The sequence below is a fragment of the Cronbergia sp. UHCC 0137 genome (genome assembly GCF_034932285.1).
Taxonomy (GTDB): domain Bacteria; phylum Cyanobacteriota; class Cyanobacteriia; order Cyanobacteriales; family Nostocaceae; genus Cronbergia.
Map to the genome: position 1 here is coordinate 28,299 of NZ_JAYGHC010000036.1, position 16,496 is coordinate 44,794.

A 16,496-nucleotide genomic window follows, 5' to 3' on the forward strand; every position below is an offset into this window, starting at 1 on the left:
TTATTTCTCTGTTATCAGCGATGGACAGCCGAATTTGCAGCATGAACTAATTTTAACGCGACTTTGCACTATTTTTCACATCTTGAGGCATTAAACATCTCCAGAAATTAAATATACTTTTCCTAGAACCCTTGTAGAGACGTTCCATGGAACGTCTCTACTTTTTTACCAGATGTCTATTGAGAACGAGGAAAGGGGGCAGGAGGTAGAGGGCAGGAGGAAAGAAATATGAATAAAAACTTTAGTTCTGGGTTATTGCCCAGTTTAAAACAAGAATTGTATCAAGATGCGTAGCACGAAATACAAAGCACCCTTGCTTCAATCCCATGTTTTTAAACGTGACTTCCTCCTGCCTCCTGCCTCCTATCTCCTGCCTTCTATCACTTATTGCCCTAAATAGGCTGTTAAAACTTGGGGATTGGTTTGAATTTCTGCGGGGGTGCCGGTAGCGAGGTTTTGTCCTTCGGCTAGTACCCAGACGCGATCGCACAAGGACATAATCACATCCATATTGTGTTCTATAATCAGGAAGGTTAGCCCGTCTTGCCGATTCCAGGTGATAATGCGATCGCAAATATCATCAATTAATTTGGGATTCACTCCGGCTGCTGGTTCATCTAACAAAATCAGCTTGGGATCAGTCATTAACGCCCTACCCATTTCTAGTAGTTTGCGTTGTCCACCAGATAAACCACCGGCATAATCATGGGCTTTTTTCGCCAACCCTACCGATTCTAACAAAAACATTGCCCGTTCTTGGAGTTGTTTTTCTTCTTTGGCGACAACCTGGGGCTGTAGTTGCACTTGCCAAAAATTCTCACCTGTCTGTTTTTGGGCAGCTAACAGCATATTTTCTAACACTGACAACCTTGAGAGAGTTCGCGCTACTTGAAAGGTACGGATTAACCCTTGTTGGGCGATTTGATGGGGTTGTAATTGGTGAATGGGTTCACCATCAAAAATTACTCTACCTTTATCTGGGCGGATAAAGTTGGAAAGCAAGTTAAATAGTGTGGTTTTACCAGCACCGTTGGGTCCAATTAGTCCGGTGATGCTGCCTTTAAGGACTTCTATTTTAGCGTCTTTTACTGCTTGGATGCCACCAAAACTTTTACAAAGTCCAGTAGCTACCAGTAAGGGGGGTTGGGGTGATTGATTATTTAGCATAATTCAACAGGATTCAGGAGTCAGGGGAGGAATAATATTAATTTAGTAGGGTGGGCAATGCCTTACAAAACCCGCATATTATGTTATACTCAGAACTCAAATAGTAACCCTATAGCAACTTGTAAAAATTAGCCTATATTCTTACATAAAACTATATAAAATCCCTAAGATTTTGTTGATATCCTTAATATAGTATTCACTAAAGTCAATGTAAATTAATTGGTTTTGGAGTTTGAGGAATTTCCATATATTGCCTGTAGTTACAATACCGTAAATCGTATCTATAGAATTACCTTCTTTTTGATTAAATATTTGCGCTGCAATCATTTCAGCGATACACTGAGCTAATCCGAGTTTAATATTTTCATTTTTAGCCTCAACAATCGTGACAACAGGAGCAGTAATAAATAGCTGTTCTGGGGATTGACTAATAATAAAATCACAAACTCCATTCAATCCCTGTTCTGGTTCTACGTTAAAATCAACGCCTGAAAATAAACTGATTTTTTCGATAAAAATGTTTCTGATTTCAATCAATACAGGGGCAATGATCATTTCGGAACGGGCTTTTTCTGTATTGATTGCTAAGGCTAAAGGCACATTATTTTTTAAAATTGCCGATAGAAGATCACTAGATTCTCTTTCTGGTGTATGAGCAAATAAATCGGCTTTTTCGTTGATGGTTAAGCTAAATTTTTTAACCATTTCAGATAATTTGAAATCACTATAAGCCATGAATATTGTCCTCCCAGACACCCCCTATTCCTGTATTCTTATTTTCCCAGGGTGAGTTCTTCTTTTTTACCGAGAATACCTTGAGGTCGCCAAATCATTAGTACCATTAAAATTAAACCAATGACCATGATCCGAAATGCACCTAGACGTTCTACATCCAAGGGGACGATTTTCGGTAAAAATTCTCTTGTAATGGCATCATAGGCGAAATAGATGACTGCGCCTAAAATTGTGCCGATGTTGTTGCCAGAACCGCCTAAAATCACCATGATCCAAGCATCAAAGGTGAGTTGGGGTTGGAAGTTATCAGGGTAAATGGCGCTGAGTTGCCAAGCAAAGAAGGCTCCAGCAATGCCAGCGATCGCTCCTCCTAACATTAATGATTGTAGCTTATACCAAAAGACATTTTTCCCTAAAGCTTTGGGGATTTCTTCATCTTCGCGGATACTTTTGAGTATTCTACCCCAGGGCGATCGCACTAAAATTTCTAACCGCCAAAACACAAATGCCAATACCATCAGTACCAACAACATCAAACCCGCTTTAGGATTATAATTATACAACGAAATCACCCCAGAAATATAAATCGCTGTTGTCAATAGTCCCAATAAAATACCGACTATTAAACGGGAAATAAATTCTTGTTGGTTGCTTGTTCTTTTAATGGCATTATTATTCAGTGATTTCTTGGAAGCCATTACCCAGCGATTTAGGGAAAACAAAGTGATAATTGCTAGGATTGTCAACAGTCCTATCATCACTAACCGCAAAAATAAATTAGGGGTTGTGGTTAGGGGCAGAGTATAACTTTGAATACCAAAAGCCCCAGATACCCAAGTATCACCCACTGGTAAATCCTGGTTATTTACTACCAGGCGAATTAGTTCACCGACACCAATTGTCACAATTCCCAGGTAATCTTCTCGTAAGCGGAGGGTAGCAAGACCGATGATTAAACCCAAACCAGCAGCGACAACTGCGCCAATAATTGCTGATAAAATCAGGGGTACACCTTTTAAACTTAACAAAACTGTTGTGTAACCGCCTAAAGTCATAAAAGCAATGTTACCAAAGTTAATTAAACCAGTGAAACCCCACTGTAAGTTGAGTCCCAGTGCGAAAAGGCTAAATATTGCGGTAGAAATGGCGAGAAAAACTAGATAATCAATCATAAATAGAAATTATTAATTGTGTAAGTAGCTAATTAGGTAAAATGTCTGAAATGGCTAACGCCTCCCGTAAGGGATACAGGATATCCAGGATTAAAGGATTTACAGGATTCCATACCTGTTTAATTCAGCAACACCTGAAAAATAATTAATTTCCTGTTCCCTGTTCCCTTTTCCCTCCCCTAATACATTATGAGTATGAACCTGCTGCGGATTAGAATGCACCATCTGATTGAGCAATTAAGCGATGAAGAATTGTATAGCGTTTGGGATGTAGCCGAGGCTTTACATTTCGACTTTTATATGCTTAAAGCTATGGAAGAAGGTAAGCGATCGCAACAACCGTGGGATATACTAACCCATGACGAGGCCATAAAACTGTTAATGTTCCTATAGATACGGGTGCGCGAATCGCTAAATTTGTAGTTAAGGTAATAGTTAGTGAGTCTAGAAGTGCGGTATGCCAGGTCTTTTCTATTAGACCTCAAAAGTTTAGAACCTGCTGCCTACGAGCGGGTGTATGGTTTTGTATTCATGGAATTAGGGGAAAAATGGCAACCGCATTACCTCCCAAATTTAAGAAAATTGGACAATGAAGGTATTTTTTATCGCTTTACCATAGATAATTATCTGATAGGCATAGAAATTAGGGGTGAAATCGTCAAGTTTTTGCGTGTCATCCCTATGCCAGATGTCTAAAATGGGGCAAGAATCGGACAAAAGGTAAAACTTAGACCAATGACCAATTCCCCGTTCCCTATTACAAACTGTATAAGACAAAGCAGGGATCGCCAGAACCTTACATTAAACTGGTGTGTGACCAACACTTTACTTGAGATTTCCCTCTTATGGATGCTAGGGTACTTTGGCAACGATACCAAGATTGGTTATATTTCCACGAGGGACTAGGACTGTATCTAGATATTAGTCGGATGCGGTTTGATCAAAACTTTGTGGAATCGTTGCGGCCGAAGTTTGACAAAGCGTTTGCGGATATGGCAGCTTTGGAGAAAGGAGCGATCGCTAATCCAGATGAAAACCGCATGGTAGGACACTACTGGTTGCGGAATCCCGACTTAGCACCCACACCAGAACTAACCCAAGAAATTGTTCAAACCTTAGAACAAATAGAAGCTTTTGCAGACCAGGTACACACTGGTGCTATTCATCCTCCCAAAGAAAGCCGCTTCACGGATATTATTTCCATTGGCATTGGTGGTTCTGCTTTAGGACCCCAGTTTGTCGCTGAAGCCCTATCCCCTGATTTTCCACCTCTGAATATTCACTTTATCGACAATTCCGATCCCGCAGGAATTGATCGAGTTCTCAACCAACTAGGAAACAACCTTTCCAGCACTTTGGTATTGGTAATTTCCAAATCTGGGGGAACTCCTGAACCCCGCAACGGCATGATTGAAGTAAAAAAAGCCTACGCTGCCCAAAATTTAGACTTTGCCAAATATGCAGTTGCTATTACTGGCATAGATAGCAACCTAGATAAAGTAGCAAAATCAGAAAATTGGTTAGCCCGGTTTTCAATGTATGACTGGGTGGGTGGACGTACCTCAGAAATGTCCTCTGTAGGGCTAGTACCAGCCGCATTACAAGGCATTGATGTTCGTGCCATGCTGGATGGTGCAAAAGAAATGGATGACGCTACCCGCGTCGCTAATTTGCAAAACAACCCAGCCGCTTTATTAGCCCTAGCCTGGTATTACTCCGGTAATGGCAAAGGTGAAAAAGATATGGTTGTCCTCCCTTACAAAGACAGCTTGTTGTTATTTAGCCGCTATTTGCAACAACTGGTAATGGAATCTTTGGGTAAGGAAAAAGATTTAGACGGTAAAACTGTATATCAAGGTATTGCCGTTTACGGTAACAAAGGTTCAACCGACCAACACGCCTATGTACAGCAGTTGCGGGAAGGTGTGCCTAATTTCTTTGCTACCCTAATTGAAGTTTTAGAAGATCGTGGAGGTAAATCGACAGAAGTTGATCCTGGTGTGACTTCTGGTGATTATCTTTCTGGTTTTCTGTTAGGAACTCGTCAAGCACTGTATGAGAATAATCGTGATTCGATTACAGTCACCATTCCTCAAGTTAATGCCCGCACTGTTGGCGCGTTAATTGCATTGTATGAACGGGCTGTAGGTTTATATGCCAGCTTAGTAAATGTCAATGCTTATCATCAACCAGGTGTGGAAGCTGGTAAAAAAGCTGCTGCTGTAATTCTCGATTTACAAAAACGGGTTTTGGAAGTGTTGCAAACTGAAAAGAAAGCACTTTCTATTACAGAAGTTGCTGATAAAGCGGGCGCTGCTAATGATGTAGAAGCAATTTACAAAATTCTTCGTCATCTCCACGCTAATCATCGCGGTGTGGTGTTCACTGGAGATTTGGCTAAACCTGGCAGTTTAACTGTTTCTCTCGGCTAAATAAAGCCATTCTATTTGATTTGTTCAGATCCTCGATTTTAAAAAAGTCGAGGATTTTGCCTTTGATCCTTGATGCTAAAAAAATATGAAACTAGGTTTAGCATTAATTCCCAATATTGAAAACATTAAAGCCATTGTCAAATTACAACAAAAGGTAATTTCTTTAATTCCACTTCAGCCCATATTAGGAACAGAATTAAATCTTCCACATATTACCCTAATTCAAGGTAGATTTAAACCTGATGTTAATTGGATAAACATAATTTCTAACTTACGTGATCACATCAAAACCCAAAACTATAGGTTGGAATTTAAACTAACGGAATTAGAATTTAAGCGGTCTGGTTGGTACTTTTTAAATCCAAGTTCTAATATCATATTTTCCCAATCCCATAAATTTGTATTTGACAATCTCAAAACTTCCATGTATCTCACTGAAGAAGATTTATATCAAGATATAAGCAATTATTCTGATTTAGAAAAAGCTAATTATTTAAAATATGGTTATCGTTTTATTGGTGATGCCTTTCAACCCCATATTACCTTGGGAAGATATCTAAATAAAAATCAAATTGGCATTACAGAAAACTTGTTTAACCTTGTCAATCCATTTATATCCAATTATCAAGGTATACTTGAAAAAATTACCCTTTATGAAATGGGAGAAAACGGTAGTCACTCCCGCACATTATCTAGTTTAGATATTTAGTTTATTTACGCCCTACTGTACTAATTATATTTATTTATGGCGATCGCTAATCTTACAGATATCCTATTTTCTCATTGGCAAGGCACAATTCTACCCTTTAATGTAGATGAAGTAGCATCTAACCAAGTTTTTACAGATTTAATTACAGCCTATTCTCACCCTAACCGTTATTACCATACACTAAAACATATTCACCACGTCCTCAAAACAATTGATACGTTACAGATATACACTCAAGATTTACCATCTGTACAACTTGCCGCCTGGTTTCATGATGTAATTTATAACACGCAACTTCTAGATAATGAAGAAAAAAGTGCTGACTATGCTGCGAAATTGCTAACAAAATTAAAGATTCCACAGATTAATATTAATATTGCCAAAAACTTAATCTTACAAACTAAAAATCACGAAAATAGTGAGGATAACTATAACGCTTATGTATTACTTGATGCAGATTTAGCTATATTGGCCGTGAACCCAACGGAATATCAAGAATACGCCAAAGCCATTCGTCAGGAGTACGCTTGGGTATTAGAAGCTGATTATATCAAAGGTCGCAAGCAAGTATTAGAAAAATTTTTACAGCGGCCACAGATTTACTATACACCTTTAATGTGCGATCGCTCTGAACAATCTGCCCGTTTTAATCTTCAGCAAGAAATTGATCAACTTCTCCAAAAATAACCGGCGTTGCTGATTAAGAGTATAATTTTGTTTCACGCAGAGGCGCAGAGGCGCAGAGAGTAAGAGTTTGAAATCATTAATTTTTCAATTTCATACCCTAATTCAGCAAGGCCAAATAACCATTTAGTGATTCCTACGGAGCGCTGAATGCTATCGACTCCATACCCAAACGCTTTAATACCTGTAAAACACTATAAAGCTCATTATCAGGATTTACTAAAGAAAACAGCCGCGAATTACCATATTTATGTTCCAATACCTTTAAAAATAAAAACTCATTACCATTGGTAATCATCCCAAAAGTAGGTAACACACTTTCCTCATTACCCAACATATAAGCCAAAGCTTGAGGAATTGCCCGTGTCACTGCAAAATCACTCCGCTTTGATTCAATTACCAACAACCAAAGCCGATTTTTTAACACCAAAACATCAATCCGTCCCCGAATAATCGTTCCTTCATCCTCCATTTCTAAAGCCACGCCCGTTTCTGTTTCAATCCTGAATGGTTTATGATAAAAACCAGCTAAATCTAACAAAGGCGCAAGTACCACCATCTTCACCGTATTTTCTAGCATTGGGGGATCATCCATCAATTCTAAAAAATTAGCCTTCACCCGATCTAATAAATGTTGTTCTTCCTCATTCAAAGCCTCAAGCCCATCCAACCACTCAGGAAAAAAACTACCATCTTCAATGATTTGAATGCCAAAATTTTGCTTTAATTCCCGTAGCGTCACATCCTTGGCCGCAATAGACTGAACCATCTTGATATTTCTCCTGTCCAAATTTCAGGCTCAATTGTACAGAAAAGGCTAGACTCTCTGCGCCTCTGCGCCTCTGCGTGAAACAAAAATCATCCCATTCATCAGCAACACCACAAAAACTAATGGGTCTAGTCTTCAATTAACATAACACCCAGCCAACAGAAAAACTGCAAACTTGCCATTACATCAACACAAAAACTAGACCCATCCCTAACTAACCTTAGCGTCTACCACGATAAGGAACAGCATTCATGTAATCAACATCAAAAGCAGATAACTTTTGAGCGTAGTTACCCTTAGCAGAAACTGATGCAGCCAAATCAGCAAACTTGCGAGGATCGCCTTCTGCCAAACGTCTTTCTTGGAACTTGCGGGTGTAGTATTTTTCCAAAGTAAAGCGCCAGTCGGTATTGACTGTACCTGCTGTTTCTTGGAAATCTTCACCGTAGCGTGGTGTCACCAAATTATAGGGACGACCTTCCATCCGTTTGCGCTGGTAGGGTACGATATTTTCACCAAAGCACTGGGTGTACTCTTCAGAATCTATGAGAGCATCTACAAAGCCGCTAAAACCCTTAGTACCGATGATAATTGACCAGGCGATTTGTTCATCTTTATTGTAAGAAGAACGACCTAACAACCGTTTGAGAGTGATATCAACTAAACGATAATTGTTGTTAACAGAAACAACCAGACGATAAAAAGCCTCAGATTTAGCTAGACCACGAATGAAGTCGCGTACAGACAAAGAACCGTTTTTCAGTTGAGATTCTAGAGTTTTTTGACGGTTAAACTTGAGGATCTCGTGTTCGCTGAAAACTTGGCGATAACTAGCCCAAATGATGCTTTGGATATCAGTATAAGAACTAATATCTTCAACTCTGTAGATATATGGGGTATCTTCATTTTGGTCAGCAACACCAAAGCTGCTAACCCGATGATTTTGACTGCTTGGTTTGTATTGAAGTAATGGCAGTGTCATGCTGCGTTGTTCCTCTTATAAATAAATTAGACAAAGAACTAACTTGTGAAAATTGTAAGCTTTTACGCCTACAAGTTAGATCATTTTGATTTTAGGTAAATTTACCGCACAGGGAAATTAGCACTGGGACTCACAGAAACGGGAATACCTTTTGATGTTGTGTCCCTTGTGGTGTTAGGAATCTGGATGTTAGCTGTACTTACAGGGGTATAGGTGACGGTTTTAATTTGGATAGAACTGGCCATTTCCAGGAAGTTCTTGATATCGCCCCACTTGTAGCGTTCATCTTCTAGTTTGTCGCGCCAGTAGTCACTGTAACGGGGTGTGACTAAATTAAAGGGTCGATCTTTATAGCGTCGGCGTTGGTAGGGGACTATATTTTCACCAAAGTTGCTTTGATATTCTTCCGAGTCTAGTAAAACATCAACAAAACCATCCCAACCCAAGGTAGCGATTTTGATTGACCAGGCAATTTCTTCGTCTTTATTGTAAGGCGCACGACCTAACAACCGCTTTAAAGCAATTTCTACAAGACGGTAGTTAGAGTTAGTTTTAATCACTAAACTCTTGAATGCTTCAGACTTAGCTAAACCCCGGATAAAGTCGCGGACAGTAATGGCTTTGTTTTTAACTTGGGATTCTAAATTACTTTGGCGGTAATACTTCAACAGGACGTGTTCGCTGAATAGTTGCCGATAAGCAGCCCAAATTAATTCTTCTACTTCACCACCAAAGGCATAATCTTCAATGCGGTAAATTTTTGGGGTGTCTTCGTTGGGGACTTCGTAACCAGGAACGCGCTGGTTTTGGGAACTGGGTTTGTATTCGAGTAAAGGTATGGACATATCTAATTAGTTTGGTTAGCGGGGATGTAACGATAGGGTAGGGCTACTGCTACCGGTTTAATGGTTGGTTGTTCTGTGACAGTGCGAGAAGTGTCGGGAATTTCTAGAGTTTTGATTTGGGAGGTAACGGAGGCAATGGTGCGCTGGTAGTTACGTTCGTTGGTAATAACTCCGGCGGCCATGGTGAGGAAATTGGCTGGAATTGCCCGACGAACATCTGCTGTGGTCAAATATCCGGTGGTGCGGGCGGTGTAGAAGGAACGACCTTCTAGATAAATTGCGGTTTGGCGATCGCGCCAGTAACCATCATAACGAGGATTAACTAGGTTAAATGGTCTATCTTGGTAGCGACGACGTTGAAAAGGTACGATGTCATCACCAAAGTTTTGCAGATAATCTTCTGAATCTAACAAAGCATCAATGAAGCCATTTAAACCTTGCTGACCAATGACTATTGACCAAGCAATTTCTTCTGCTTTGTTGTAAGTTGCCCTTCCTAAAAACCGCTTTAAAATAATGTCAACTAAGCGATAGTTAGTGTTAGTATCTGCTACTTGGGTACGGAAAACTTCAGATTTACCCAAACCCCGAATAAAATCGCGGACGTTAATTGCCCGATTGCGTAGTTGAGATTCTAAAAACAGTTGACGATTGCTTTTTAAAATCAGGTGTTCGCTGAAAATTTGCCGATATGCTGCCCAGATAATCGCATCAATATCCGCATCTGAGGTGGCAAAGGAAAGGCGATAAACCGTTGGTGTATCTTCGTTGGCTACTTCGTAACCGTCTACACGCTGGTTTTGTGTCGTTGGTGAATATTCTAAAAGAGGTATTGACATCTTGACTTTTACCTTGTTTTATGCTATTAAAAGCAATCTGCTGATAGTTTTGGTTAATCCAAAATCTAAAATCCCAAATTGGTACGCGCTAATTGAATACGAGCGCGAACGGCCTTTTCGCTATCAGTAGCCAGCATTGTTTGGAGTCTAGCTAAAATTGGTTGCTGCACGTCGGTTATTTTGGCCAAAGCTTGTAAACCAACAACGGCAGCATAACGAATTGACCAGTCTGTGTCTTGGGAAATAAATAAGAGTGTATCCAGGGCGCGGTTGATGGCTGTTTGACTGTCGGGAAGTTTCAACTGCTGCCAGTGTAAGCTCCCTAGTCCTTTGGCGGCCGCACGGCGTACACTGGGGGCAAAGTCGGTAGCAGCAACGGTGATTAAAACATCTAAAGCACGGGGATCAGCGATCGCTGCTAAAGTGCGAATCGAATAAGCCCGTGCGCCATAGTTATAATCATCTATCTGCTCTAACAATTGAGGTACTGCTATTTCTCCCAACTCAATCAATCCAGCTACTGCCACCACTGCTGCGGGTGGGTTGTTATAACCAAACACGGCAATTAAGGTGGGAATTGCGGCTGGATCTTTAGCTGCTGCTAAGTTCTGCACTGCCGTCACCATTTGGTCTGGTGTTTGTGCTAGGGTAACGGCACGAATTAATTCATCAGTCATTGGTAAATGGGGAATAGGAAAGAACAACCAATCACCAATTGACTACAATAGCAAATCCATTAGATTCATCACTCGAACTGCCTGATCTGAAACACCAATAGTATCAAACTCATGGGGGAGTTGATATTCTAGCAATCCTTTGAGAGCCATCAGTTTAAAGCTGTTTTCTGCTTTAGCCTGAGCGATCGCTTCTGCTGAACCCAAATAGCCAATAGCGCCCAAATCCCCCAACACAACGCGACGCAGTTTTAAATCGCCTTGAGCCAACATTTTCACCAACCGTTCCCCATACTGAGGATCTTGAGTTAGTTGATACATGGCTCTAGCTGCGGCACTTTGGACTCGTGGGATGGGATGCTCTAAAAAAGGCTGAATTAGGGAAATAGCCTCAGTTGCTCCCATTGCTCCCAAGGCTTCTATTACTGCTTCATAAGGCTGGGCTAGGTGGGGGCAACCAGGTACTTGTATAGCCTGATCTACACCCCCATCTAAGAGTTGGATTAGTGGTAGTACCGCCCTTTTATCGCCAAGCATGGCCAAGGATTGGGCTGCTGCTTCCCGCACATAAAAATCAGTACATTCCAAACAATCAATCAAACCAGGTACGGCTTTGGCATTACCTAATTTACCCAAGGCTCTGGCCGCATTCCGTCTTAGGGGATAGCCTCCCAGTTCGGTTCTGTCGGCTTCATCATCCAAGGCAGCAATTAGGCCATCTATAGCATCTGGCTGACTGACTCTAAACTTACCTAGCCACCAAGCAGCATAATAGCGGAGACTTAAATCTGGTGATTGTAGGTTAGCGATCGCTAATTCTGGTGTCAGTTGTGGCCCGGTTTCCGCAGAGTGTTCTTCTGCACTGGGTTCTATCATTACCAGAACTTAGTTTTCCTCGGCGGCACTCAAAGACTCAATTTTGATGATTCTGCCACCTAAACGGCTAATCCGTTGCATTTCTTCGTTCATCCGGCTATAGGGTACGGTGATAAATACACTACCACTACGACGGATGTTGAATTTATTCTTGTCTGTTTCTTGATTTTGCCGCAAGCCTACAACTTCATAACGAAATACTCGGCTGGCTGAGGAAGAAACGCTACCAACACCAAGGGTGGTTTGACCGAACATTACTTCTATATCTCCTATGCTTGAGTTTTGCTGATCAACAGCACTCTACCTTACGTTGCTGTAATGCTGACGATTTTACCGCCTTGTCTGTGAATTTGCTGGATCTTGTCAGATAGTCGCTCGTAAGGTACGATGAATGCTGTGCTGCTCCGCCGCACGCTGGGGTATCCTGGATTGCGAATGCCCGTGACTTCAACTCGGTAAACGCGATCCGATTGCCCTACAGCATTACCTAAGTTTTGCTTGGGAGCATTATCCGCAGAGGCACGGAATCCCCAATTATCGTTGCTTCCAGATGGACCAACGATGGAAGAAGATTTGTTACCAGCTAATTCTCTGGCTAAACGAGATTTTGTTCCTTCTACTTGGGAGGTGTCGCTGTTGGCATAACCCCGGTATAAACGGAACATCCGGTTAAATCCAGCAATATTCTGTCCTGGCTGAGTGTCAAAACCCCGATAGTAAGGCGCGACATTATCACCGAAGCTGTTTTGATACTCCATCGAGTCAATGTATGAGTCGATTTCTGCATCGTACCCTTCGTTAATGTATAAGTCTAAGTGGTATGTCACTTCTGACTCATCGTAGGGGGCGCGACCTAACAAATGTTTGTAGTTGAGTTCAATCAACCGGGTTTGGAAGCTGTTATAGAAGAATTTCTCTTTGTAGAGTTCAGATTTGGCAACGCTGCGGACAAATTCCCGCACTGTCAAATTGCCATCCCGCAATAGTGATTCTGCGCTAATCAACCGATCTGATGCCAAGATATAGTCATTACCTAATACTTGCCGATAAACGGCACGAATTACCGATTCGACTTCTTCTCGGCTGGCGTTGGGGCGCATTTCAACTCGACGTGCCTCACTAAAAGGCTCTGTTCCCAGCCTAGCTGCTGCTGTTGTAATTGCCATTTTTTTCCCCTATTTTTGGCTCTGCGGTAATTTTACCGAGCGCTGACTATTTCTACCTAAAACTATGCCCGGAGGAAGATTCAACTGCTAGGTGAGCCAGATTTATCTTACTGGCGAACCCCTGTCGGGGTGATTCCATCCAACAATTGCACCCCTCTCCGGGCATGACGCTATCTAGCTGAGAGCGTTGATTGCGTAGTCGATGTAGGTGTTAGCTTCGTTAGCAGCTTGACCACTTAGACCATGACTAGCTTTGATGTATTTGAGAGCTTCTACATACCAACTGGGAGACAAGTCAAATGCACCGTTGATTTCAGCCAAACCAGCAATCAAGAACTCATCCAAAGGACCTGTTCCACCAGCAACTAAGCTATAGGTGATGATGCGTAGGTAGTGACCAACGTCACGAGCGCATTTAGCTTTACCACGGCTGTCAGAAGCGAATTGAGGACCAGGGGTGGAGGTGGTGTAAGGGAATTTGTTGTATACAGCACTGGTAGCACCGTCAATCAATTTTTGAGCGTTAGCTGTCAAACCACGAGCAGCTTCCATGCTGGCAATAGCGCGAACAAAACGACCGTTAACTGCTTGCAGTTCGGTGTTGCTCAAAAAACGTCCTTGGGTATCAGCAGATGCGATCGCTTCGGTAATTGGTGTTTTCATTGTTCAGTATCTCCTAATTTGTTTCTGAGTTTTTTTGGCGGAAGAGAATTGATTAAGCAACAGCAGCAGCAGCACGGTCAAAATAGCTGGCTACTTCAGATACCAAGGAACTGCAATCACCTTTGCTGATACCGTTGGGATCGTTAACAATAGCGATCGCTGCTTCTTTCATTTTGCCAACACCAACTGCTACTGAAGCACCAGGAGTACCCAATGCTTGGTAGGTTTCCCGTAAGCCATTCAAGCAACGGTCATCTAAAACACTAGCGTCGCCAGCCAATGCTGCGTAGGTAACGTAGCGTAAGATGATTTCCATGTCGCGTAGACAAGCAGCCATACGACGGTTGGTGTAAGCGTTACCACCAGGAGCGATCAATTGGGGCTGTTCTTCAAACAAAGCACGAGCAGCGTTGGTAACGATCGCAGAAGCGTTGCTGGTGATGCGGTTAACAACGTCTAAACGCTTGTTGCCGCTGCTAACAACTGCTGTTAAAGCATCTAGTTGTTCGGTGCTGAGAAATTCGCCTCTGGAATCGGCTTGAGATACTACTTTGCTGAATACATCTAATGTCATGGACTCTAATCTCCTAATACTTAGTTGAAAGATGTCTTTGTTTCGTCAAAAGTTTTAATCGGGAATGGCAGGATATTTGAATTAAACGTTTTCTCAATTTGGCTCTTTACTCTCTTGCTCACGTCAGTGAACAGGAAATTATGAGAACCAAGGTTGATTTTATGAGAAACAGGCAAACTTTGTGAATTGATTGCCTCGTTTAACTTTTATCTGACCTTTAACCCCTTCAGCTTATGTTTATACAATGCTATAGATCCTTTATTTGTTACAAATTATGAAAAAATGCGTTACAGGAATAATAAAAACCTCAAAACCTTTACATACAAGGATTACACCTGAGTAAAAGCTTCTTTTCTCGTAACATTTCTTAATGCTTGAACCAGACATTATTAATTTTGATTACTTTCATTTTTTCTTGATTGTTGGAGAAATGCCGAAAATTAAAGATATTTTCCTTTGACTTGGCTAATTTGCTTTGTACGGTTTTTTAAATAAATGTAAAGTTCTCATTTCTAAATGTTGCTCTAAGTTGATTTTTTTTTTCTATCTGAGAAAAAAACCGAGATAAAAATGGGGGGTGGGGGGATAAATCGAGGTTTAAGAGACTTCCCACTAAAAAAATATCCCGTCGTTGTGACGGCAGGGAGCTATCTTTTTTGTGGAGTTCTCTAAAGACCTCTTGCATAAATACTTTGGTGTCGCCAAGAATATTCTTGAAAAGCTCACGCAGAGGCGCAGAGGCGCAGAGGTGCAAAGAAAAATTTGGAAATCACGACTTTTGCAAGAAGTTTTAAGAGGAAAAAGCGAGTCGGCGGCGAAGGACTTCTAGGAGAGTTGTAAAACTTTGAGGGGGGGTGGCTGTCACCTGAATCGGTTCTCCAGAGAGGGGATGCTGTAACTTGAGTCGCCAAGCGTGTAGGGCTTGACCGGGCAAATTTACACCGATTGAATGGCCAGAACTATAAATTGGGTCGCCAACAATGGGATGACCGATTTTGGCGCTGTGAACGCGAATTTGATGGGTACGTCCGGTTTCTAGTTGAAAATGAACTAAGGTGTAGTTACCCAGGCGTTCTTGAATATGCCAGTGGGTAATGGCAGCACGGCCACCTTGTTCTATGGAGATGATTGCCATTTTTTTGCGGTCTTGGGGATGACGACCAATTGGTAAGTCGATGATCCCCGTTTCAGTTTTTGGCGCACCGTAAACTACACCCAAATATTCACGCCGTGCGGTTTTTGCTTGCATTTGGGCTTGGAGGTGTTGATAGGCTACATCGGTTTTAGCGATCGCGATCGCTCCCGTTGTATCTTTATCTAGTCGGTGGACAATTCCCGGACGCTGAACACCACCAATACCGGGGAGATTGGGACAGTGGGCTAATAAGGCGTTAACTAAAGTCCCGTTGGGATGACCGGGTGCGGGATGGACTACCAAACCTGCTGGTTTATTGAGTATTAATAATTGGTCATCTTCGTAAAGAATATCCAGGGGGATGGTTTCTGCTTCTAGTTCCAAGGGTTGGACTTGGGGGATTTGGAGAGTGATGCGATCGCCCACCTTCAAACTGATTTTTTTTGATGTACAAACTTGGTCATTTAGTTGCAGATGACCTTGTTCAATCAACTGCTGAATCCGGGAACGGGATAAATCTGATAATTCTTGAGACAAGTACAGATCAAGACGTGTACTTTTTTCTTGGACTTGAAGATTAATTGGGGTCACGGTGATTGAAGTATAAAATAAATACTAGAGAACAGGGCTAATATAATTTGTCTTTAAAAATTGCTCAAGTCTTTTTAAATTTCAAATAAAAATTATCTTTTAAGTGTAACACAATACAGTTTATTAATTTAAAATTGTCTGGGGAAAATTCTGTTTTTTTCAATCCACTTCAATTTTTCATGATATGTTTAATATATTTTTTTATTTCTCGAAAAAATTTATAGTAACCTAAAAGTAGTAATTAATTATCAAACATCTACCATTAAGCAGTAAATTAGCCGATCATACAGAAGATATCTCCGAAAAAGAGACTTTACATAGAATGTCCCTACTACGGTTCTGGATCAGGCATATTTCAATTTAATTGAGAATATTTATGAAATCAAAAAAGTTTCTAAAAAACCTCTCTCCTCTAATATAGGTTTTATTGACGTGTTTATGTAACATAAGTTGCTCTTTTAGTGAAATAAGGTGCGTCAGAAA

19 protein-coding genes are annotated in these 16,496 nt (G+C 41.2%); 5 read left to right on the forward strand and 14 right to left on the reverse strand.

Annotation, left to right across the window (positions count from 1 at the left end):
• Positions 1-384 precede the first annotated feature (384 nt).
• The 3 genes from VB711_RS17975 to VB711_RS17985 all read right to left on the reverse strand — a co-directional run bounded on the left by VB711_RS17975 (position 385) and on the right by VB711_RS17985 (position 3,074).
• Positions 385-1,167 (reverse strand): ABC transporter ATP-binding protein, encoded by a 783-nt coding sequence (locus VB711_RS17975; protein ID WP_323287573.1) that lies wholly within the window; start codon positions 1,165-1,167, stop codon positions 385-387.
• Positions 1,168-1,308: 141 nt separating this feature from the next.
• Complete coding sequence (locus tag VB711_RS17980) at positions 1,309-1,902, reverse strand: hypothetical protein (RefSeq protein WP_323287574.1); 594 nt, start codon at positions 1,900-1,902, stop codon at positions 1,309-1,311.
• A gap of 38 nt (positions 1,903-1,940) precedes the next feature.
• Positions 1,941-3,074, reverse strand: a complete 1,134-nt coding sequence (locus VB711_RS17985) for a branched-chain amino acid ABC transporter permease (protein ID WP_323287575.1) — start codon at positions 3,072-3,074, stop codon at positions 1,941-1,943.
• Positions 3,075-3,269: 195 nt separating this feature from the next.
• Here VB711_RS17985 and VB711_RS17990 point away from each other — a divergent pair, with 195 nt between their 5' ends.
• The 5 genes from VB711_RS17990 to VB711_RS18010 all read left to right on the forward strand — a co-directional run bounded on the left by VB711_RS17990 (position 3,270) and on the right by VB711_RS18010 (position 6,902).
• A complete protein-coding gene (locus tag VB711_RS17990; RefSeq protein WP_323287612.1) occupies positions 3,270-3,467 on the forward strand; it encodes a hypothetical protein in 198 nt (65 codons plus the stop codon).
• 45 nt (positions 3,468-3,512) lie between these two features.
• Positions 3,513-3,770, forward strand: a complete 258-nt coding sequence (locus VB711_RS17995) for a cytotoxic translational repressor of toxin-antitoxin stability system (protein ID WP_323287576.1) — start codon at positions 3,513-3,515, stop codon at positions 3,768-3,770.
• 149 nt (positions 3,771-3,919) lie between these two features.
• Positions 3,920-5,506, forward strand: coding sequence for a glucose-6-phosphate isomerase (locus tag VB711_RS18000; protein ID WP_323287577.1), 1,587 nt, complete (start codon positions 3,920-3,922; stop codon positions 5,504-5,506).
• 85 nt (positions 5,507-5,591) lie between these two features.
• Entirely contained in the window at positions 5,592-6,215 is a 624-nt protein-coding gene (locus VB711_RS18005; protein WP_323287578.1) for a hypothetical protein, read from the forward strand.
• Positions 6,216-6,251: 36 nt separating this feature from the next.
• Positions 6,252-6,902, forward strand: a complete 651-nt coding sequence (locus VB711_RS18010; RefSeq protein ID WP_323287580.1) for a hypothetical protein — start codon at positions 6,252-6,254, stop codon at positions 6,900-6,902.
• Positions 6,903-7,035: 133 nt separating this feature from the next.
• On the opposite strand, the gene VB711_RS18015 is transcribed toward VB711_RS18010, so the two are convergent.
• The 11 genes from VB711_RS18015 to VB711_RS18065 all read right to left on the reverse strand — a co-directional run bounded on the left by VB711_RS18015 (position 7,036) and on the right by VB711_RS18065 (position 16,013).
• Complete coding sequence (locus tag VB711_RS18015) at positions 7,036-7,668, reverse strand: type I restriction enzyme HsdR N-terminal domain-containing protein (protein WP_323287581.1); 633 nt, start codon at positions 7,666-7,668, stop codon at positions 7,036-7,038.
• Positions 7,669-7,888: 220 nt separating this feature from the next.
• A complete protein-coding gene (locus tag VB711_RS18020) occupies positions 7,889-8,650 on the reverse strand; it encodes a phycobilisome rod-core linker polypeptide (RefSeq protein ID WP_323287582.1) in 762 nt (253 codons plus the stop codon).
• A 101-nt stretch (positions 8,651-8,751) separates the two neighbouring features.
• The gene (locus tag VB711_RS18025; protein WP_323287583.1) at positions 8,752-9,495 is read right to left on the reverse strand and encodes a phycobilisome rod-core linker polypeptide; all 744 of its coding nucleotides are present in this window, start codon (positions 9,493-9,495) and stop codon (positions 8,752-8,754) included.
• Positions 9,496-9,497: 2 nt separating this feature from the next.
• Positions 9,498-10,334, reverse strand: coding sequence for a phycobilisome rod-core linker polypeptide (locus VB711_RS18030; protein WP_323287584.1), 837 nt, complete (start codon positions 10,332-10,334; stop codon positions 9,498-9,500).
• Positions 10,335-10,399: 65 nt separating this feature from the next.
• Positions 10,400-11,011, reverse strand: a complete 612-nt coding sequence (locus VB711_RS18035; RefSeq protein WP_323287585.1) for a HEAT repeat domain-containing protein — start codon at positions 11,009-11,011, stop codon at positions 10,400-10,402.
• 42 nt (positions 11,012-11,053) lie between these two features.
• Positions 11,054-11,884 carry a HEAT repeat domain-containing protein gene (locus VB711_RS18040; protein WP_323287587.1) on the reverse strand — a complete coding sequence of 277 codons (831 nt, stop codon included), beginning with the start codon at positions 11,882-11,884 and terminating at the stop codon, positions 11,054-11,056.
• Between the two features lie 9 nt (positions 11,885-11,893).
• The gene (locus tag VB711_RS18045; protein WP_323287589.1) at positions 11,894-12,139 is read right to left on the reverse strand and encodes a phycobilisome linker polypeptide; all 246 of its coding nucleotides are present in this window, start codon (positions 12,137-12,139) and stop codon (positions 11,894-11,896) included.
• 50 nt (positions 12,140-12,189) lie between these two features.
• Positions 12,190-13,050 (reverse strand): phycobilisome linker polypeptide, encoded by an 861-nt coding sequence (locus VB711_RS18050; protein ID WP_323287590.1) that lies wholly within the window; start codon positions 13,048-13,050, stop codon positions 12,190-12,192.
• Between the two features lie 174 nt (positions 13,051-13,224).
• Positions 13,225-13,713, reverse strand: coding sequence for a phycocyanin subunit alpha (cpcA, locus tag VB711_RS18055; RefSeq protein ID WP_323287591.1), 489 nt, complete (start codon positions 13,711-13,713; stop codon positions 13,225-13,227).
• A 52-nt stretch (positions 13,714-13,765) separates the two neighbouring features.
• Positions 13,766-14,287: a phycocyanin subunit beta gene (locus VB711_RS18060; RefSeq protein WP_323287592.1), complete on the reverse strand. Its 522-nt coding sequence runs from the start codon at positions 14,285-14,287 to the stop codon at positions 13,766-13,768.
• Positions 14,288-15,077: 790 nt separating this feature from the next.
• A complete protein-coding gene (locus VB711_RS18065) occupies positions 15,078-16,013 on the reverse strand; it encodes an RluA family pseudouridine synthase (protein WP_323287594.1) in 936 nt (311 codons plus the stop codon).
• Positions 16,014-16,496: the final 483 nt, after the last annotated feature.